The organism is Delftia sp. GW456-R20 (assembly GCF_001622915.1).
GTDB lineage: Bacteria > Pseudomonadota > Gammaproteobacteria > Burkholderiales > Burkholderiaceae_C > Comamonas > Comamonas acidovorans.
This window is the reverse complement of sequence record NZ_LWCN01000004.1, coordinates 216036-233671: the sequence shown is the minus strand read 5'-3', so window position 1 is coordinate 233671 and position 17636 is coordinate 216036. Positions and strand designations below refer to the sequence as shown.

The 17636-nt window shown below is 55.8% G+C and carries 21 protein-coding genes; 2 read left to right on the top strand and 19 right to left on the bottom strand.

Annotation, left to right across the window (positions count from 1 at the left end):
- Positions 1-30 precede the first annotated feature (30 nt).
- Positions 31-477, top strand: a complete 447-nt coding sequence (locus tag A4F85_RS31385; RefSeq protein ID WP_442856595.1) for a DUF6933 domain-containing protein — start codon at positions 31-33, stop codon at positions 475-477.
- Between the two features lie 324 nt (positions 478-801).
- Positions 802-1221 (top strand): ATPase, T2SS/T4P/T4SS family, encoded by a 420-nt coding sequence (locus tag A4F85_RS06740; RefSeq protein ID WP_082848139.1) that lies wholly within the window; start codon positions 802-804, stop codon positions 1219-1221.
- A gap of 357 nt (positions 1222-1578) precedes the next feature.
- Here A4F85_RS06740 and A4F85_RS30385 read toward each other — a convergent pair whose 3' ends face one another.
- The 19 genes from A4F85_RS30385 to A4F85_RS31025 all read right to left on the bottom strand — a co-directional run bounded on the left by A4F85_RS30385 (position 1579) and on the right by A4F85_RS31025 (position 17635).
- Positions 1579-2187: an HNH endonuclease gene (locus A4F85_RS30385; protein ID WP_156516966.1), complete on the bottom strand. Its 609-nt coding sequence runs from the start codon at positions 2185-2187 to the stop codon at positions 1579-1581.
- 10 nt (positions 2188-2197) lie between these two features.
- On the bottom strand, positions 2198-3451 hold the full coding sequence (locus A4F85_RS29380; RefSeq protein WP_082848138.1) for an ATP-binding protein: 1254 nt from the start codon (positions 3449-3451) through the stop codon (positions 2198-2200).
- Positions 3452-3521: 70 nt separating this feature from the next.
- On the bottom strand, positions 3522-3746 hold the full coding sequence (locus A4F85_RS31380) for an integrase core domain-containing protein (protein ID WP_442856616.1): 225 nt from the start codon (positions 3744-3746) through the stop codon (positions 3522-3524).
- A gap of 334 nt (positions 3747-4080) precedes the next feature.
- Positions 4081-6516: an NACHT domain-containing protein gene (locus A4F85_RS06735; protein WP_082848136.1), complete on the bottom strand. Its 2436-nt coding sequence runs from the start codon at positions 6514-6516 to the stop codon at positions 4081-4083.
- A gap of 356 nt (positions 6517-6872) precedes the next feature.
- Positions 6873-9260, bottom strand: coding sequence for a DEAD/DEAH box helicase (locus A4F85_RS06730; protein ID WP_156516965.1), 2388 nt, complete (start codon positions 9258-9260; stop codon positions 6873-6875).
- Between the two features lie 116 nt (positions 9261-9376).
- Complete coding sequence (locus A4F85_RS06725; protein ID WP_063326099.1) at positions 9377-9979, bottom strand: hypothetical protein; 603 nt, start codon at positions 9977-9979, stop codon at positions 9377-9379.
- A gap of 65 nt (positions 9980-10044) precedes the next feature.
- Positions 10045-10299 (bottom strand): hypothetical protein, encoded by a 255-nt coding sequence (locus tag A4F85_RS06720; protein ID WP_063326098.1) that lies wholly within the window; start codon positions 10297-10299, stop codon positions 10045-10047.
- A complete protein-coding gene (locus tag A4F85_RS06715; RefSeq protein WP_231890467.1) occupies positions 10292-10783 on the bottom strand; it encodes a hypothetical protein in 492 nt (163 codons plus the stop codon). Before A4F85_RS06715 ends, A4F85_RS06720 begins: the two co-directional genes overlap by 8 nt.
- A gap of 86 nt (positions 10784-10869) precedes the next feature.
- Positions 10870-11814 (bottom strand): hypothetical protein, encoded by a 945-nt coding sequence (locus tag A4F85_RS06710; RefSeq protein ID WP_156516964.1) that lies wholly within the window; start codon positions 11812-11814, stop codon positions 10870-10872.
- A 68-nt stretch (positions 11815-11882) separates the two neighbouring features.
- Positions 11883-12170, bottom strand: coding sequence for a hypothetical protein (locus tag A4F85_RS06705; RefSeq protein ID WP_063326095.1), 288 nt, complete (start codon positions 12168-12170; stop codon positions 11883-11885).
- Positions 12170-12487 (bottom strand): type I restriction endonuclease subunit M, encoded by a 318-nt coding sequence (locus A4F85_RS06700; RefSeq protein ID WP_156516963.1) that lies wholly within the window; start codon positions 12485-12487, stop codon positions 12170-12172. Before A4F85_RS06700 ends, A4F85_RS06705 begins: the two co-directional genes overlap by 1 nt.
- Positions 12488-12616: 129 nt before the next feature.
- Positions 12617-12874 (bottom strand): hypothetical protein, encoded by a 258-nt coding sequence (locus A4F85_RS06695; protein ID WP_156516962.1) that lies wholly within the window; start codon positions 12872-12874, stop codon positions 12617-12619.
- A 64-nt stretch (positions 12875-12938) separates the two neighbouring features.
- Positions 12939-14066, bottom strand: coding sequence for a DUF6094 domain-containing protein (locus A4F85_RS06690; RefSeq protein WP_063326092.1), 1128 nt, complete (start codon positions 14064-14066; stop codon positions 12939-12941).
- Between the two features lie 90 nt (positions 14067-14156).
- Positions 14157-14387 (bottom strand): hypothetical protein, encoded by a 231-nt coding sequence (locus A4F85_RS06685; protein WP_063326091.1) that lies wholly within the window; start codon positions 14385-14387, stop codon positions 14157-14159.
- A gap of 122 nt (positions 14388-14509) precedes the next feature.
- Positions 14510-14755, bottom strand: coding sequence for a hypothetical protein (locus A4F85_RS29370; protein ID WP_082848135.1), 246 nt, complete (start codon positions 14753-14755; stop codon positions 14510-14512).
- 202 nt (positions 14756-14957) lie between these two features.
- A complete protein-coding gene (locus A4F85_RS06680; RefSeq protein WP_063326090.1) occupies positions 14958-15242 on the bottom strand; it encodes a hypothetical protein in 285 nt (94 codons plus the stop codon).
- 72 nt (positions 15243-15314) lie between these two features.
- Positions 15315-15632: a hypothetical protein gene (locus tag A4F85_RS06675; RefSeq protein WP_043792687.1), complete on the bottom strand. Its 318-nt coding sequence runs from the start codon at positions 15630-15632 to the stop codon at positions 15315-15317.
- A gap of 450 nt (positions 15633-16082) precedes the next feature.
- Positions 16083-16772 (bottom strand): DUF3275 family protein, encoded by a 690-nt coding sequence (locus A4F85_RS06670; RefSeq protein ID WP_063327895.1) that lies wholly within the window; start codon positions 16770-16772, stop codon positions 16083-16085.
- 449 nt (positions 16773-17221) lie between these two features.
- The gene (locus tag A4F85_RS31025) at positions 17222-17635 is read right to left on the bottom strand and encodes a hypothetical protein (RefSeq protein WP_231890466.1); all 414 of its coding nucleotides are present in this window, start codon (positions 17633-17635) and stop codon (positions 17222-17224) included.
- Position 17636: the final 1 nt, after the last annotated feature.

Genomic DNA, 17636 nt, shown 5'->3' with positions numbered 1-17636 from the left:
GCCAGCACTACTGCATGTGGGTAGACGTCTGTGGCAGCCCACTTGTGCCCCCTCTGGCTGTACCTAGAGCCATCGTCGAGCCCATCTGGCCCGACGGCGGCAGCATGCGAGATACTTCAAGAGGAATTTAATCCCGCCACCCCCTCCTTCACAATTCGATGCACCCAAAAGCTCCTAGCCCGGCTTGGCTCCGCGCCAGTGACCATCATCACAACGCCGGACACTGTTCTGGGTGACTGGTGCGCCAATCTGAATCGCGTCGGACGTATGCAAGTGGTTCTCGCCGTGAGCGAGAGAACGCTGTTCCCTCTGGTAGTTCCGGCCAAGGAATTTCGAACGCGCGGGACTCACTCAGGAGAAAGTAGTAAACGGCGTTCTCGGCGGCCCAGCGGAAGCAGAGCAGATCAGCGATTTTTGCGTACGCGCCGACCAGTTTGCAGCATGTGCGTTCTCGGCGGACTGACTAAGTCCTCCTGAGACCGCTGTCTACAAACCCGACGACCCGCAAGTCAAGCAAATCAACGACTTCTTAGCGTTTGCAGGCGCGAGACGCATAACCATTGTCGACATCGGTGCTGGACAGGGTCGACTCCTCAACGGTTTGGCGACGACCCTCGCAGGCAAGCTCACCAGCTGGGTGTCGTACTACGCTATCGAGCCGAATCCGACGACGCGGGCGCAGTGCAGTGCCTGCGTTCCGTATCGGAGACGCTTTGCGAACTGGGTCTTCCGGAAACTCTTTCCAGCATATGCAATGCCCACAGTGGGCTAGTCCTCGTGACTGGTCGCACTGGTGTATGAATGAGCACGAGCATTGCAGCAATGCTCAACCAGATTAATAAACTAAGATCATCCAACATCGTCATCATCGAAGAACCAATTGAGTTCATACACAAGGCGAGGATGTCGCGGTTTACCTACCGCGAGGTGGGCAGCGATGTCGATAGTTACACCAATGCGGTAGAACAGGCGCTCAAATATGTTCCAGACGTTCTGAGTATCGGCGAGATCCGCGATGCAATGACTATGAAGGCAGCCGTGCGCGTTGGTGAATCGGGGCACCTGGTCTTCGGCACTATCCACGCAGAAAATGCGATGGGCGTAATCAGAAAAGCACTTGGCTTTATTGATACTCAGGGGGAGAAACTGGCATTTGCCACCAATGTAGTTGGGGTTCGGGCTCAGGCTCAAGAACTCTCACACAAAATCTCTAGCTTTTGAAATAATGGATTTCACAGCGAAGCAAAATGGTGTGACTTTTTGGCGGAAACGGTTGAGAAAATGCTGACGCCTAAAAGTGATGGTACAGAACTCCAAAGCTTTGAAAAGGACTTTCCAAGTCAATAAAGACGGATTGGTGTTGACAGTTCTTCTTATGCACAGAGTCTCAAATATCTTATGAAGCACAAGAAAATTGATCTCGCGAGCGCAATCTCTTTAATACATGACGCTTCAAGCATTAAAGAGCTGCGCGATCTAACGAACCTGGCAAATGTCAAGTCTTAATATATGTGCATCGTGCGAATGCGAATACCATCTAGGGAGTAGAGATTCTTACGAATTCGATTATCAATAATTTTATATACCCAAGTCGTCTTCCAAGCGCCTAACCGAACTTGCGGCTTCGCTAGTCTCATTCGGAATTGATATTCCTAGTGAAATATCAAAGCTGCCGATTTCGAGATCTTTCAATTTGAAATAATCAAAAGTATATCTTCCTTTTCCGGGTGTACGAACCACATATTTAACAATTCGCAAACCCGGTGATTCTACTGCAAACCGTTGAAGATGCGTATTGAAGTCGTCAAAGCTTGGATGTATAAAATAATAATGATCACGGCATTTTTGGTCCGTACATTGGTCGTTAATAAAATCCACTCTAGCCTTCTTTATCATCATATTGCAACGTTTGCAAGCGACGCTAAGATTCCATATCGTATAAGATAGTGATTTAAATTTGGATGATGGAAGAATATGCTCAGGATCTATGTCTAATTTAAATTCCCCTAGCATATTTTTCTGACAATAACAGCACTTTTGCTCTGTCAGATCATAGTGAAATGAGTGAATCTTCTTCCGTATAGATTCAGCATCTGCGTATTTCCAGGGCTTAGCAGTCTTTAACGCCTCAGAAATTAAAATGTTTTCTTCATCAGAAAATATGAATTCTTTGATCTTTTGCTTCATATTTATTGACTCAGAAGGGTTCTGTACTAATTTTTTTAGCCAATTCTTCTAGCCCATCAAGGAACGCTCTCTGTTTATCCTCTGTTATTTTAGAAGACCATTCTTTTATAGTGGCAAGAGTAGCACTGAGATCAATCCTATTACTCGACAAATCTTCAAGAAGTTCTTGAGCCTGTACACTTAAATGGTGATTTTTTGGGGTGATCGTGTCAAACACTTCCATTAATATCGATTCAACACTTTCAACGCCATCAATAGAGACAGATCTATGGCTGCCTGGATGATATGCCATGTCAGATACTCCTGCACTCGAAGCACCCGACACAATCATTGGTGAGTGAGTGGCTATTACAATTTTTGGTTGAAAATAATGGAAGTTATCTAATAATATAGAGCAGTAATTTCTCTGCCACCTTGGATGCAAACTATTCTCAGGTTCATCAATCAATATCCATGTGTCTTCGGCAATTTTAGAAGAAATGAAATTAATAATTGAAAAATGAGATTTTTCACCTGAACTTATTCCATCCATAAAAAAAATATCATGTTTATTATTTTTCTGAGCATATATATTCACCTTTAAAAAATTTGAAAACTTATACTCAGACGCACATAGTGCTCTTAGAACTTCAAAATTTCTTTGTCGGTAAAAGTCTCGCAGATCAACCCATTCAATTTTACGACTAGATTCCGAAATACGGTCCAGATACCCTAGCGCCACAGCTACATCGTCGTCAAATTCAAAGTGGAGAACATTTTTAGCTTTCTCAACTCTATCCTGCAAAAACCGTTCCATAAATTTTGGCCTGGTCGCATAATCGTCAACCTGCTCTGAATTGAAATGATAGGAATCGGCAATAAAATTCTTTACATCAATAGAGAAGCCAATAATTGGCGAAATACCCAAATAATCCAAAGTCTTAAGCAATTGCTCTATTCTTCGTTGATTATTCCATCTGGGTTTTTCACCTTGACCTATAGATGCGATAACATTCTTTATTAACTTCGACGGCGATATATCTCTTACTCCAGAAAGATGGCGATTGTATCTTTGACTTCTATAATATGAAGTAGGATGAAATCTGGTATAGGGGGAGTTCGATATTGCAATAATATTTTCTTTTTTTCTGCCATACAATTCTTCGGCTAAAGAAGACAATATTCTGCTTTTACCTGCACCGTTTTCTCCTATTAAGAAAACAACTTTGCCTGGGGCAGTTTCACTGCTCAAGCTTTCAATTATGGTTGCGTCTATTTGTTGCATAATGTAAGTATATCTTAGTTGGACAGTCTTCTCAACTTACCAAGGATTTGCAGAGAGATACTAAAATTGGCTAGCTTACTGATCCTGCGTCAGCTGTTGACGTGGTGGGGTGGGATGATAGGCTGCAACGCGGCCGGTGGGATCCGTTAACGTTCCTGAGTGGTCGAACCTCGTTGTAATCTCGATTCCAGATAGCGATGGCCTCTCGCGCTTGGACGACGGACTCGAAGCAGCTCTCGTTGGGGCATTCGTCCTGGAATTTGCCGTTGTAACTTTCCATGTAGGCGTTCTGGATTGGCTTGCCCGGTTAAATCAGGATGTACTTAATGCCTCGTGCCTGCATCCACGCCATGAAGGCCCTACACAAGTGAACTCGGACCCGGCGTCTATACTAATGGTCTCTGGGTAACCCCTGGAGCGGGCAGCACGCTCAGGGATTCTGGTTACGTATGTGCTGATCATCAACAAATCTATTGCCATGTCCACGCATTCATGGCTAAAGTCATCAGCATTGGTCAAGTACCTGAGACACCTACCGTTGATTAACGAGTCACCGACAATTCCCGGCTTCCATGTTGGGCATGGCCAAATCCCGCAATGCGTCATGACTCGGCTATAGCAGGATGAACCTATCGGCCACGCAAATTCCGTGAGCGAACGTCCACAAGTACTACGGGAAAGCGCTCACGTCTTGCACGCAGGAAGGCGCCATGATCTTTCACAAGGCGCTCGTCGACATACCTAAATACCTGATGAGCCGAAACTTCATGCATCACGCCGACGCCCATGGGGGCGTCGTTCAAGGTGATCGGATTGACTGGTGCGACCCCAATTCGGGAGGCTTTGCTCTTGCCCTGCAGTTGCAAGGCACACAAGCGCTCCAGAGTGTCGAACCCGCAGCTGACAGTTATGTCACTATGCGTATGCTGGGCGGCAGCTTTCTCAAGTGTGGCCATCCATTCTGAGGAGAAGTCAGCTTCAGACTTGTCAATAAGTAGGTTTCCTTTAGCGGTACCGGTCCGCGCCATACGCAGACAGCGCTCGATCACTGCACCAACAACCTGGGCACGTAATTGTTCCTGGTCATCCTCGGCTTCGTTGCATTCCGCCAGTAGAGAAAGCGCTGCGACGGCGGCCGCGCCAACATTGCCCTGTTTGACTAGATTCGTCATGATCGTGTTGAGGCGCGCAGGCTCAAGCGCCCCCGGTGTGCGTTTCCGAGTAGCGTGGTGCAGGATGATTGCGCTCCACGCATCCACGGTAGCGACATCTCCAGACAACGTGTGAGTAGTGATCTGGTGGCAGATTTCCTCGAACGAAGCAAAAAAATCAAGGTAGCCCAAGGCGATGGGGCCTGCAGCACCTTGCAACGTCGTGTACCAGTTCAGAATGAACTCATGATCCGGTGCCAAGCGTAGAAAGGCGGCCACATCATCGGTCAGGCTGTTGGAATAGTCGGCATGTGCCGCTGGCGAAGGCTTTACCAAACGCATGCGCTCTGCGACCAGGAATTCTTGGAAGGACCGGTGCGCGAAGAAAAGCACGCCGGACTCTTTCTCCTCCGTCAAGGTCGAGACGATGTACTCATTGCGTTTTCCCTCCTGATCAGAGCTGTTGCCGTTGGGCAGATCATGGAAAAGCAAGTCCGGAAGTTCGCGACGGTAGAAGCTGCCCTGCGTGCCGTCAGGCTTGCGCCAAGCCCACCAGGCGAGCTCGCGCTGGAACTGCAGTCGGGCCTCCAAGGCGATGGGCCTGCGAGCGGCTTTCTCCACAGTGTCGCGTTGAACCATATTGCTAATAAAGTGCTCGTACAAGCGATGCGCATTGAAACCTCGCAGATCGAAGTTCGGATCAGCGGCTGCATCCGCGACAAGTTGCACATGGACAGGACGGCTTAGCAGATCCCTGGGTACCTGCGCAAAAATCTCGTCGCGCCTCCTCTCTATAAAGTTCGATTGGTAGGAATAGCGCTTACTATTTTCGTGCTTGATTTGGTTGACCCTCAGGCTGGAGGTCAGGAGTTGGGAGGTTTCTTCTGCGTTGAAGAAGGCTAATTTCCACTCATGCCAAGGGGGATAGTCTGCGCTTGCGACGAGTTGACCGCCAACCTTAGTCATGCCGCGAAAGACCATATCTCGCTCATCGGAAGGCAGCGCATTAGGCCGTCCCAGCAGCAACACCTTGGCCTTGCCCACCAGCAGCTTGTTGAATTCGCGGAAGTTGTTGAGAAAGTCCGCCGCTGTCATGGCGTGTTTCATCTCGTCGAACCCATCCAGGATGATGAACAGACGGCCTTGCTTGTTCAGGTACTCCAAGGTCGCATACTGGTATCCCACACAGGGAAAACGTGAGGTGAACTCCTTGCCGAAAAGTCCCTCAAGCTGGGTTTCATGCACCACCTCCCCTAGTCGCAGAAGGATGGGCATGCGGGCGGTGGGATCAGCCAAGTGTAGATTGGCACAGTGGGCGGCAATACGCTTGGCAAAGCTGGATTTGCCCTGGCCATATCCACCCAGAATCGCCCGACTTGGCCCTTCATCGCTTTGTAGCCAGTTCTCGACGATCTGGATGGCGGGCTCTGTGAGGCCCTCTAATCGCGCTTCGACGTATTCCGTCAGATCAGTGGGCCGCAGCGCAGCCAGATGCGTGATGTATGGCTTGATACCGAAAACTGACTCGGCCAGCTGGTCGTAGGTCAGGTGCGAAGCGCTACGCCAGTCATCGATGAGTTCCTGTGCGTCAGTGGAGACCCCGCTGCGACTGACGATCAGGATTCGGTTGATCCGTCCCTTGTCAAGCATGACCTGGTACTGCGGATAGATGTGGGAGGACACATAGCCCTTGTCTAGTCGACTGCTGTAGTCCTTGCATTCCACAGCCCAGATCTCGGTCTTTCCGAAGTCTTCGCGTGTGAAGCGGATGTCCACCTTGGTGCCGGACTCGCGAACTTCCACTCGCAAGTTGGGATACTTGGTCCTTAGCAGATCGCACACTAGGTCCCTGAATCGATCGCCACGTTCGGTTGTGCTGGGCAGCTTTCTTTGATTAACTTCAGGTGGAGGCATGCTGGCAAATGAGGAGCAGGGATGGGCGTCACTTCCGCGACGTAGGCACCACGGCAGTGCCTGCAGCTTTTTAATACAAAAATTATCTACCCGAAAGCATTCGGCAGCAATGCTGGAGGCCCGCGTCGGATTTCCTCTATCTCCCGCATCCTCTACGCATTTGAGCCACCCCTCTGATTGTCTGGAGGTGGCATATCGCTACCGTACGGTTTAGTCGGAATTGATTCGTCAAAGGCTGTCACTCGTGCCGATGCCAGGCATGGGTTGCATCTGGCTAAAATTCTCTTGGCGTAAAGTAAAAAAAGCCCCGGCAGGAAGATCCTATCGGGGCTTTTAAGCTAGTGCTCAGTGCACTGCTAGGCTGCAAGCAACTCCCTGGCCAGGGCCACTTCGATGCTCTCGCCTTCACTGTCATTGAGCACGTCCAGCCCGCACTCGGGCATGTCGCCCGAGGTAGATTGGGACACCGTGATCTTCTTGGCCATAAGCCGCAGGCAATCCATCTGGCTGGTGCCGGCGTAGCCCAAGAAGATCACGCGCACGTCGAGCTTTTGGCCGATACGCCATGAGCGCCTGGCCGCCTGCATCATCGTGTAGACATTGAACCCGGACTGCAAGAAGACGATGGTCGGGAACTCAAGGAGATCCAGGCCGGTCTTTACGAGCTCGGGATTTGTGATGACCACGTCGACGCCGCGATCGACCTGGTCAGCCACCCAGTCCTCTCGCTTCGATGCGTCCACGCTGGCGCGCAGCACAGCGACCTTGAAGCCCCGGGCTTCCAGGTGCATGCGCAGCCTGGCGGTGGTGTCGCGTGTGCCCGTGTAGATGGAATAGACCAGGACCTTGCGGCCCTGTGCTTTCTCTTCCGCACACAGCTGCATCAGCTTGCCCTCCTTCGGCGTGCACTCGGTTTCCGAGAAGACCGGCGCCTGCAGGTGAAGCAGCGCCTTCGTCCTGGGATGCCTGACGGTCTCGGTCCTGAAGCAGCATTCTGGCCAGGCCAGCAGCACGTTCATGACCACGCCCAGCAGCGTGCTGTCTTTCATGGCCAGGGCCTGTTTGAGCATCTGCACGAGCTTGAGCGCCATGACCTGGTAGGCCTCGGCCTGGTCCTCCTCCATCTGTACGTCGATGAAGGACTCGGCATAGGACGGAAGCACCTTCTGCCCGATGTCGCGCAGTTTCAGGAAGACGGTGATGGGCAGCACGTAGCGCATGATGCCCACAGGGCCAAAGCCCGGGGCCTTGGAAGTGCGCACCGTGAGCTGCTTGCCCTTGGCCGTGCGGTGGGAGGTCGATGCCGACTCCTTGTACACGTCCTTGAGCACGCCGTGCGTTCGCATGAAACCCATCGTGGCCGCAGCCATGGAGCCATTCTTTGACGGCTTGAATCCGTCCTCGATCAGAGCGGCCGGGTTGATCCGCCAAAGCAGATGGAAGAGATCGTCTGCATAACCGCCCATGAGCGTTCCCGTCAGCAGCAGCACCTTGGAGCACTGGCTGGCCAGCACCCCCATGGCCTGACCCTGGGCCGAGCCCTCGTTCTTGTACTCATGGCCTTCATCGACCACCAGCAGCCCAAAGTATTCCTTGGGCAGATAGCGCTTAATGAACTCGGTGGGCTGATATCCCCCCTGCCCTATCGAGAACTCGAAGTTGGCCAGGCGCCGCTCCATGCGCTTGGCTTGTCTGTCGGAAAACACCAGATCACCGTTCTCGTCCATCAAGTTCACGAACTCGTAGACGTTGTCCTCCAGCATGGCCGCCAAGGTCTTCTCCCCGAAGGTTTTGAGCAGACGCTTGGCCGCCACCGGCCCGATGGTCGGCAGCTGCTGCAGCGCGTCGAGCACCAGGTCGTACATGGACTGGATGGGCTTGCCACTGCGAATGAGCGTCCACAGCGTGGAGCTGCAGCTGTCGCACTTGCGCCGGCGTTCGCTCAGCAGCTGCTTGGCCAGAGGCGCAGACAGCGGCAGAGTCTCGCCCTCTTCCCCCTTGGATTCGAGCGGCCGCATGCAGTTGGGACAGCACGCTGCAGAGAACATCTGGCCCTCGATCAGCAGCTTGCGTTCGATGAACGCCGGCCGCCAGTGAAAGCCCATGCGCATACGCACGCGACCGAGCACGAAAAACTCCGGCTGGCTGGATTCCAGGCCCAGGCGCGATCGCAAGGCCAGCAGCTTGCGCAGCGTGTCAGGGCCGTTGAGCACCCACACGCGTGCACCGGGAACGGTCTCCAGGATCTCGCGCCGCCACTTGTAGACCAGGTGGGGCGGCGAGATGATCAGTGTGCGTGGATTGCGCTGCTGCAGGCGCTGCAGCAGCACGGCAGTGCAGATGGCCATCATGGTCTTGCCCGTGCCCATTTCGGCGTTCAGCACGGCCGCAGGCTCGCCCTGGTCGGCCAGCAGCTTGACGATGGCCTGGACGGCCTCCGACTGCGCGGCGAACGGTTTGCGTTTGAGCCCCTGCAGGATCTCCTGGCGTTCCTGCCAGACGCTTGTCTTGCTGTCTCGCTCAGGCATGTAGACAGGCGGGTGCTGGGCCCGAACTTGGTCAAGCAGGCCCTGGCCAAACTCGCGGATGAAATCGCCCAGCGGGATGGTCTCGCTGATCACATCGGCCAGGAAGTCCTCGCCCTCGATCTGGCCAAATTCGCCCGTGGCATCCGATGCTGCAACAGGTGCAACTGTAGTTGTGTCCTGCTCCAGGACGGGTGTGGTGGGTGTGGAAACTTCCATGATTTGCTCCAAAAAATAAGGGCGCACCGCTGAAGAACAGCGGTGCGCCCTGGTAGGTGGTTGAGAAAGCGGGCCCGAGGCCTGGCGCGCTGCCAGGTAGGACTCACAAGGATGGTTCAGGCGACGAGCAGACGCTCGCGGACGCCGGCACTGACGTGCCGGATGAAGTGGTCGGTGATGCTCACGCGGAGCGCGCGAAGATCCCCGATGCGCGGATAGAGACCTTGACCGAGCTCGTGCACAGCGCCTTTGTCTTGACACCATGCCAGCAGCGGCTGCTGCCAGGCGTCGAGCAAGGCGATGGGCGCCAGTTCCTTGACAAGGCTCCACACACGCGCCTCGATGTCACCAGTGGTGGCCAGCACCCAGCCGATGCGATTTGCCTTGTCCAGGGCACGCAGGCGTTTGTCGTAGAGCCACAGGTGGCTCAGCGGCCCGAACAGGTTCTGGCGTGGCAGCCGGCCGCTGAACTTGGCCAGGCGGTCGGTAGGCCCGAGGTCCACCAGCTGACGCTGGCCGCCGGCGCCGACCAGGCTGAAGCGGCTGATGCCGGCATCAGCCTGGCTGCCGAGCTCGGCGGCCGCGATGAACTGCATGGCAGAGGCATCACGGCCGTAGAACGACAGGAACATGAGCTCGCCTTCGTCGTTGCGCAGGCACGCGTCAACCCAGAGATCCGCGTAGCCTTCGATACGGTAGAGGCTGCGATGAGGTGTCAAAAGATGCTCCAAAGAAGACGGAGCAGCCCCATGCGGGGCGTGCCCCACATGGGTTGAAGGTTGGATCAGCGAGCGTTTGGCACCCACAGCCACGCCGCTACGAAGGTGCCCTCTTGCGAGGGCGCCACCAGTGGAAGCGTGTCAATCAGGCAGGTCTCGGAACAGTAGATCTCGCGCGCCCGGGCGATGGCCACTGCATAGTCCAAGCGCCATTGGTTCTGGTCCTGCAGCGAACAGTCCAGAGCACTGACGGCCTGGGCCAGGTTGCCCTGTTCCCAGGTGTTCACAACGCCGCGCGCAGCAACTTCGAGGTCATGCATGAGCAGGCTCCTTGCGTTCCTGCGCCGCGTAGTGCATTTCCACGGCCAGCTTGATGGATTCGACTTGGGCCAGGATCAGCGTGTGCTGTTCCCGTGCCACCTTCTCGGTGACACGCTTGGGGCTGGTCGAAAGGAAGAGGCGATTGAAGTCGCCATCGCCGTTGAAACCAATCACGTGGCGGCGAGAGTTTCCGGAGCAAAGGTGGACCGAGGCACGGGACTCCAGTGCGCCTCCGAGTCCCTTGCGGGTGCTGATGTCGAGTTCCCGGGCGCCGCCCAGTTCGATGATCGTGACGAGTTTGTGGCCATCGCGTGTGGAGTGGCTGTAGTGAGTACGCATGAGATGCTCCTTCAAGTTGGATTGAGAGAGCGAGCGCCGCCCTTGCGGGACGATGCCCGCAGGGGTGGTTGGAAAAATGCCTGGTCTTGCGACCGGCGCGCTTTCAAGGCTCAGCGCGCCTAAAACCGTTTTTGAGTGGTTCAAACGGTTTTCCGCAGCTCACCCCTTGGCAAGCTCTGGAAAACCGGCTGTAGCCGGTTTTGGTTGAATTCAGCGATGCTGAAAGGTGGTTAAGACGACCGTGTGCGCTCGAAGGCGATCACGTCCGCAGTAGAGAAGACCTGCACGAGCTCAGCGCGCGCCAGGGCTTCAAGATCCGGTGCTGGATCTGTGTCGCCCCAGGCCTCGGGATCGCAGTCGGTTGCATCATCGAGTTCCTTGCCCTCCGCGACGTGCATCAGCTCGCCATCGATAATGAAGATCGCTCCACGCGCATCCTTGAGGCCCGTGCCTTTGGGATGTCCGACCAGCAACTCCATCACCGCGCATTCGTACTCCAGTGCACTCATGCGAGAGGTATCCACTGGCGCCGACAGTGCGAACCTGCTGCACGTCGATGGCTCTTCCTGCAGGTACGCCTCCAACTCTTCGGCGGTGAACCGCTGAATGAACTTTGGCGCAATCAGTGCCTTCAGATCAGCCTCCATCGAGGACCAGTCGCTGGCATCTCGCAAGCAAATGCCGTCGATGCTGGACTGGCTCTCGATGCAGCTGAGCAGACCACCGACCAGGATGTAGTCGAGGTGTCCAGGCACTTGCAAGGCAGTGCCGGCAGGATGCCGAATGAGCACCGCACGAACGAGACGGGCGAAGTCTGTATAGGTTGGATCTCGATGTGGCTGCCGCTGCAGGAAGAAGTTGAGGATCTCCAGCTCATGCGACTCCACCTGGTCGGGAGTGCACCGCTGAAAGAGCTCTCGGGCATACAGAGCCCGCTTGCAAGACGCAGCGTTTTCTTCGTCCCAGGCCGATGAATCGCAGCTGCCGCCATCCCTTACATCGTCTCCTGTCTCAAGGTAAATAAGCTCCCCCATTACCAGCAGAATCGCACCGTGCTGACCCAGCTTCAGGGCACAGCCTTTGGGCTGCTTCACAAGAAGCTCGATCACGGCTGATTCCCATTGCTGGAACGACAAAACCGCTTCGGGAGCAGGCAGGTGTGTAGTTTGGTTCATGGCTATCTCCATAAGAAATGGGACAGCCTCCCCCGAGGGCTGCTGCCCCGGGTGGGTGATGAAAGGTGTCAGTGCAGCCTGCTGCCAGGCTGCCCCGAGAGGACCTGCAGGGACTGCAGGAGCTCGGTGGCCACAAGGTCGCGCGCACGAAGATCGGCGGCGGTCATGCGGTTGCCAAGATGGCAGAGGACGTTCTCCAACGATGCTTGCGCATCGCTGGCCAGGTCCAAGGTTTTCAGGATGTCCGGCACCAGTGCCGGCAGCGTTGCAAGCAGATCCAGCATCGATTCATCCAGGGCCGTAAGGCCATGGCGATCCAACGCTGCAATCTGCTTGAGGGTCTCGATCGCGGACATCAACGCTCGTAGGGCAGCAACAACGTGGTTGTCTGCCACCCCGCATCGGTGATGACCCAGATCGTGTGTTTGCCCACCTTGTAGACGGACATCACGATGGCGCGATCGACCAGCGAGTGCTGGTTGAGCGCGCGATCGAGCGAGTGGATCTCACCCCAGTCCCCGCATTGGTGCCGGCGCAGCAGCTCGTGCGGATCGACTTCACCTTTGCAGATGAGATCGTCCACACCGAGCGATGTCGCCCAGCGGCCCGCGTGGAAAAGGGGTGTGGTCTGTGGAGTGGTGGCGGCCGGCCGCACCAGGTCATCAATTTCCATGGTCATCTCCTGTGGTGCAGGGACGGCCCCCCAATGGGGCTGTCCCCATTGGGTGAAAAGAAAAGAAGTTCTGCCCTGACTTGCCTTGCTCAACGCCAGGCCAGGCGGGGGCCTCAGCAAATTTGTAGGTCAGTCAATCGCAGGCTGGTTGCGGTTGTAGTCGCCATATTTCTCGGCCATTTGCCGGGCCACATCCCGGGCAATCTCTTGCCAGTACGTGCCGTCAAAAAGCCCGCAGTCATAGCGCTCCGGATGGGGATCATTGGCGATCTCGTCCGCCTTCTCGTGCAAGGCCTGAATCACGAAGCCCTGAACCATTGGCCCGAACTTCGAGTACTCCATGAGCTCGGTGAGGAACTCCACATTGGTTTGGTGTTGACGTGGCATGGCCACCTCCTTGGTTGTCGAGGCGGCCGGCCCGTGGGGCTCGGTGCCCCAGGGGGTTAAAAAATCAGGCGATCTTGACGATCTGCCCAAGGCGCGCATCGGGCGTGAGCTCGATGGCGTTGATGACGGGAACGAAACGGTCCAGCAGCACGGTGGACTGCGAGGTATTGCCCTTCTCGTCCACGTCGATGCTGAGTTTTCGCTCCTTGCGTTTGTAGGTATCACCCTTGATCAGGAAGGTGCGGCCGTTGCCGGCCGTGATCTTTCCTGTGACCTGCCCAGCGGCCAAGGCCAAAGCCAGGTGCCAAGGTGTCAAGTCACGAAGCGGCGGCCGGCATGCGCCGGTTGCCTGGGCGAAGTGCCCCTGCAGGCCCTCCCACAGCAGGCTGTGAGAGAACTTGGCCAGCTCATCGACCAGCTGCTCTTCATCGATCTGCACGGCATGGAAGTCGAGCTCCAGATCCCCCTGCAGCGCAGGGATCACATAGGGCTCCAGCTCCCACGAGTCCGGTAGCAAGGGTGCACCCTCCTCCGAGGCCTGCGCGTCCACCAGAGGCTGCAATGCGGCCTTGGTCGCATGCGTGGGCCGACAGCGGGTGCCGATCACGATGCATTGCTTGAAGCGCCGCTCAGGTGCCATGAACACCCGCAGGTCCTGGAAGTTGCGAACCAGGTAACCGCGGATCTCGTCGTCAAGGGCGTAGTGCGGAATGAGGTAGACCAGCACACCGCCGTAGGCTAGATAGGGCACAGACTTGCGTAGGAACGTTCGTTCCAGTCGCTCGGCCTTTTCCGCATCGTCAATTAGGGAGCGCTGCGCAGCCTGGTCAGAAACACCGTAGCCGTATGGCGGGTTGAGAAACAGAAGACCCATGCTGCGCGGCCGCACGATGACATCGTGGACATCGGCTTGCAACACGCGATCGAGGATCTGCTTGGCGTGCCGCGCACGTTCGCGGTCCAGCTCGATGCCGAAGGCCTCGGCGCCGGCGGCCGTACCGCGTGCCACGGTCAGCAGTTGGCGCACATCGGCCAGGGCCGTGCCCTCGCCGCAGCAGGGATCCAACAGGCGCACATTGCCGTGATCGGGCATGCGCAGCAGATTGGCAATGCGGGCAATCGATTCTTCATCGGTCGGAAAGTACCCGGCCTTGATGTAGTTGCGCGCCAGGCGCGCGAAGATCAGGGCCATGGCCTGCTCTCCCCAAAAAAGAAAGCCAGCCCAAGGAGATCCCTGGTGCTGGCTGGTTGGAAGATGGCAAAGCAAGCTTTGCCTGGTAGATCACAGCTGGGTCCACATTCCGGAGTTCCAGGCCGAGATGGCTTGGCGCTCGCTGTTCCAGGACTCATCAGACTCCCGCGTGAATGGACCATGCTCAGACCTCGTACCGAGGTAGAAGTCTCCATTGCTGGACAGCACCTGCAGCTGCAGGAACTCTCCGCGTTGGGCTGCGAGCAGGCCGAAGGGCGCGATTGAAGACTGTGTGGACGTTGCGAATTGAACTTGCGACATGTCATTTCTCCTTGGGGGGAAATGGACGAGCGCCCCCGGACGGGACGGCCCATCCGGGTTGAAGTTGAGTTGAGGTATTGAAAGTCCCAGCCACAGGAGGACCTGTGAACTGGGTGGTGGGGTCAGAGATAGGTGCGCTGTGTCCAGCGTCCTTCATCCCATGCCTTCTTGGCCTTCTCACGGGTCGGCCAGTACTGGGTTGATTCGCGCGTGTACGGACCATCTTCGTCGGAATAGGTCCCAAGGTAGAAGCCCGCAGCACTTTGCAGAATCTCCATCGGATACTCCTTTCCGCTAGCACGGGCAAGAGCACCAACTTGAACGGTTTCATCTGCCTTGGCTGCGCTTGGGTTTTCGGTTTGCGTCATGACATTTCTCCTTGAGAGGGGGGAAATGGACGAGCGCGCCCGGACGGGACACGGCCCATCCGGGTTGGGGGGAAGTTGAAATCGTGAGACACTTTTCGGATGACCGAAACGCGCCCCACACTGAGAGTGATTGAAGGAAGCCCCGTCGAAGAACTGGACCTGGTCCACCTCTTCGAGGAGCTCGATGCGCGGGATGCGCTTCCTATCCTGCGGCAGCGGATGCGACAGCAAAGGGCTGCGGCAAATTCCGTTCTCGCATCAGTTGAACCAGGCCGGCAGGCAGACCAGCAAGCAGCTCCGGACGTGCGTAGCACGATTGGACCAGCTTGACGATCGAACAGACCTCACCAGGCGCGACCTGCTCGCGCAGATCCATCAGCTTCTGATACTCCTGCTCCGTACAGGCCAGCAGCCAGCGATTGAACGCTTGATGCGTGCGCGCGCGCTGCTCGGCCGTCCAGATTGGGAGAACTTGGGGGTTCGACATGGCTGTCTCCAAAGAAATGGGGGCAACCGGCCCTGGGGGACGATGGTCCCCGAGGGTGGAAAAGAAGCAGAACTACAGAAGTTTGACCGCCGCGATGGCAAGCCCGACAACCGTAATTTGCGTAGTGATGATCCAGCGGAGCTGGTCATTGAGACGGGCATTGAGACGAGTCTCAGATGCCGAGATTTCAGTTCGCACATTGGCGATCTGAGATTTCAGCTCGGCGCCATCCGATTTGGTCATGACTTGGTCGCGCATCTCTGCACGCACAGCATCCTGACCTGTCTGGATGGCGTTTTCAAGCTCACGCTCCACAGCACGGGCCTTGTCTGGCGTGACGCCAGCCTCGGTTAGTGCTTCAAAGACGCTCAGTTTGATGGGCATGCCCATGAGTCTACTCCTCCCGAAAAAAAGAGCGGGCACGCCTTCCCTGGCGGGCTCTTGTGCCCGCGAAAGGGTGGTGATGATGGCAATGCCCAAGCAGCGAACTGCTTTGCACATTTGCGGGGCTCAATGTGCTCGAAACCATACTGAATGGTTGGATGGTTTCCCTCAGCAGCCGCAGCTGCAGCTGCTGAGGGAACCCATCGGGTTCCACAGATTTCACAATGCTCCTGGCCGCCAGTAGAAGGCCGGTCACCAGTTGGAGCTCAGGTGACCAAGGAAGGGCGCGGTCACAGGCACGGCTTGGCTTTCACCGTGGCTGCACTATCGCAAAGCCGCTGCGCATCAGGTCGCAGCCACCCCAATTTGAGAGCCCCCTACCCTATTGGGTCCAGCGGGTTGTCTATTGAGCACCGCTCGATGCGCAAGAGACAACCCGCTACGCGGGCTGAAGTGTCAGATGGGATGCCAGGTCTGGCTCTGGATGTCTGCCATGCTGTAGCCTAGGTCTTTCAGGGCCGCCACTTGCTGACGCAAGCGAAGACGATCGACGGTCGGGTCGAGCTTCACAGCATCACGGTTATGCACCCGCGGCCAAAGCTCCCCGAAAAGCTCCTGCAGCTGCGCCTGTTGAGCTGACTGCGGATCTTCAGCAGGTTCGGGGTCAGAAGCCGACACAGCTGTCGAAGACTGGTCCCCTCTCGCCAGCCGCTTCTGGATGCGCTTTTTGAGCTCTTCCACATTCGCTCTGGACTGGGCCGGGCTCGAACCTGGTGGAGGCGTCGATGTGGTGCTGACAGGTGCCGCGCGAGGTGGCGGTGCCGTAACGGCTCGCGGCTCTTCATCCGCTGGGTCAGCCTCGACAAGATGGGTTTCTGCAGGCCTCTCTTCCATGTCATCGACCTGAAGATCGTGCAGCACGGCGCGGATCTCAGTGATGGACTTGTTGAAGTGGATGTACTGCTTCAAGAAGATGCGCTCAACCCAAGCCGTGCCTTTGTAGACGCCGTCATCGAACTGGTCGAGCAGCTGGTCGAAGACGCGGAATTCACCGATCTCGGTGAACAACTCTCCCACGCAAAAGTCGCCGTTGCGACCACCACGAATTTTCTTGACTCTCAGCGTGATGCCGGAGAGCTTAATCATGTGCTCTTGCTCCAAAAGACGGAGCCTGAGCCCATGGGCAAGGCCCCATGGGTGAAAAAAAACACTCCATACGAAAAACGCATGGAGTGCTGGTTGGATGTTCCGGGAGATTTCCAGTCAGCCGGCTATGTGACCTCGCACACGTGCCGAAGGGTGTGCGTCAACGAGGTAGTGTGCCAGATCAAAGTGCTTCAACCCGAGGGCGCGCATGTCTCAGAAGCTCACATGCCTTGCCACAAAGTGGCCGCAGGTTTGAGCGATACCTGCAAACGCTTGGAAGCCTTGAGCATAGCGCAAAACTTGGGGCTAGGGACGAAAACACTTCAACGCACGCAGAAGCGCAAAAGTCGTCTTCTAGCGCATCCAGTCGCTTCTCACCGTGCGGCACCGAACGTGTCTTCAAAAAGTGCAAACTCGTGAGGCTCCATTGCCAGAAGCTAGGTCTGTACCTAAGCTCTCACTCTTCTCTTTCTTGCGGTGACGGCAGCTTTGGCAGCACTGAGCCGGTCCTTTGCTAGCGAATATTCATTTTCACTCAGCAGCTTAGTATCCGGGGGTAAAAACCAGCCTAGAACACATTTGTTGTTCTTTAGTGCAATTTGTACATGCGTACGCAGCCGAAATCCACTATTTACCGATACCTGATCACCTTGAGCGAAAGCTCCACGAACCGCATCGAATTCACCAGGCTTTGCTTCGTGGATGAAGTTGAAAACTGCTCTATCTCGTGCACGATGAAGAATATCTACATCGTTCTCATGAGCTGGCGAATTTTTAGGAACTTCACTACGATTTTCCACAAGGGAATTAATTAGAACCTCATCTGCTTCCCTAAAAAGTTGCAAACCATCTTGATTCGTCATG

What these genes read in the sequence shown, in the direction of transcription:
- A4F85_RS29380 (WP_082848138.1), bottom strand. Translation starts at nt 3,451, where the DNA reads ATGCAACAAATAGACGCAACCATAATTGAAAGCTTGAGCAGTGAAACT.
- A4F85_RS29370 (WP_082848135.1), bottom strand. Translation starts at nt 14,755, where the DNA reads ATGACGCAAACCGAAAACCCAAGCGCAGCCAAGGCAGATGAAACCGTT.
- A4F85_RS06705 (WP_063326095.1), bottom strand. Translation starts at nt 12,170, where the DNA reads ATGTCCGCGATCGAGACCCTCAAGCAGATTGCAGCGTTGGATCGCCAT.
- A4F85_RS06730 (WP_156516965.1), bottom strand. Translation starts at nt 9,260, where the DNA reads ATGGAAGTTTCCACACCCACCACACCCGTCCTGGAGCAGGACACAACT.
- A4F85_RS06680 (WP_063326090.1), bottom strand. Translation starts at nt 15,242, where the DNA reads ATGTCGAACCCCCAAGTTCTCCCAATCTGGACGGCCGAGCAGCGCGCG.
- A4F85_RS06675 (WP_043792687.1), bottom strand. Translation starts at nt 15,632, where the DNA reads ATGGGCATGCCCATCAAACTGAGCGTCTTTGAAGCACTAACCGAGGCT.
- A4F85_RS30385 (WP_156516966.1), bottom strand. Translation starts at nt 2,187, where the DNA reads ATGAAGCAAAAGATCAAAGAATTCATATTTTCTGATGAAGAAAACATT.
- A4F85_RS06700 (WP_156516963.1), bottom strand. Translation starts at nt 12,487, where the DNA reads ATGGAAATTGATGACCTGGTGCGGCCGGCCGCCACCACTCCACAGACC.
- A4F85_RS06710 (WP_156516964.1), bottom strand. Translation starts at nt 11,814, where the DNA reads ATGAACCAAACTACACACCTGCCTGCTCCCGAAGCGGTTTTGTCGTTC.
- A4F85_RS06670 (WP_063327895.1), bottom strand. Translation starts at nt 16,772, where the DNA reads ATGATTAAGCTCTCCGGCATCACGCTGAGAGTCAAGAAAATTCGTGGT.
- A4F85_RS31025 (WP_231890466.1), bottom strand. Translation starts at nt 17,635, where the DNA reads ATGACGAATCAAGATGGTTTGCAACTTTTTAGGGAAGCAGATGAGGTT.
- A4F85_RS06740 (WP_082848139.1), top strand. Translation starts at nt 802, where the DNA reads ATGAGCACGAGCATTGCAGCAATGCTCAACCAGATTAATAAACTAAGA.
- A4F85_RS06735 (WP_082848136.1), bottom strand. Translation starts at nt 6,516, where the DNA reads ATGCCTCCACCTGAAGTTAATCAAAGAAAGCTGCCCAGCACAACCGAA.
- A4F85_RS06720 (WP_063326098.1), bottom strand. Translation starts at nt 10,299, where the DNA reads ATGCATGACCTCGAAGTTGCTGCGCGCGGCGTTGTGAACACCTGGGAA.
- A4F85_RS06695 (WP_156516962.1), bottom strand. Translation starts at nt 12,874, where the DNA reads ATGCCACGTCAACACCAAACCAATGTGGAGTTCCTCACCGAGCTCATG.
- A4F85_RS06685 (WP_063326091.1), bottom strand. Translation starts at nt 14,387, where the DNA reads ATGTCGCAAGTTCAATTCGCAACGTCCACACAGTCTTCAATCGCGCCC.
- A4F85_RS06690 (WP_063326092.1), bottom strand. Translation starts at nt 14,066, where the DNA reads ATGGCCCTGATCTTCGCGCGCCTGGCGCGCAACTACATCAAGGCCGGG.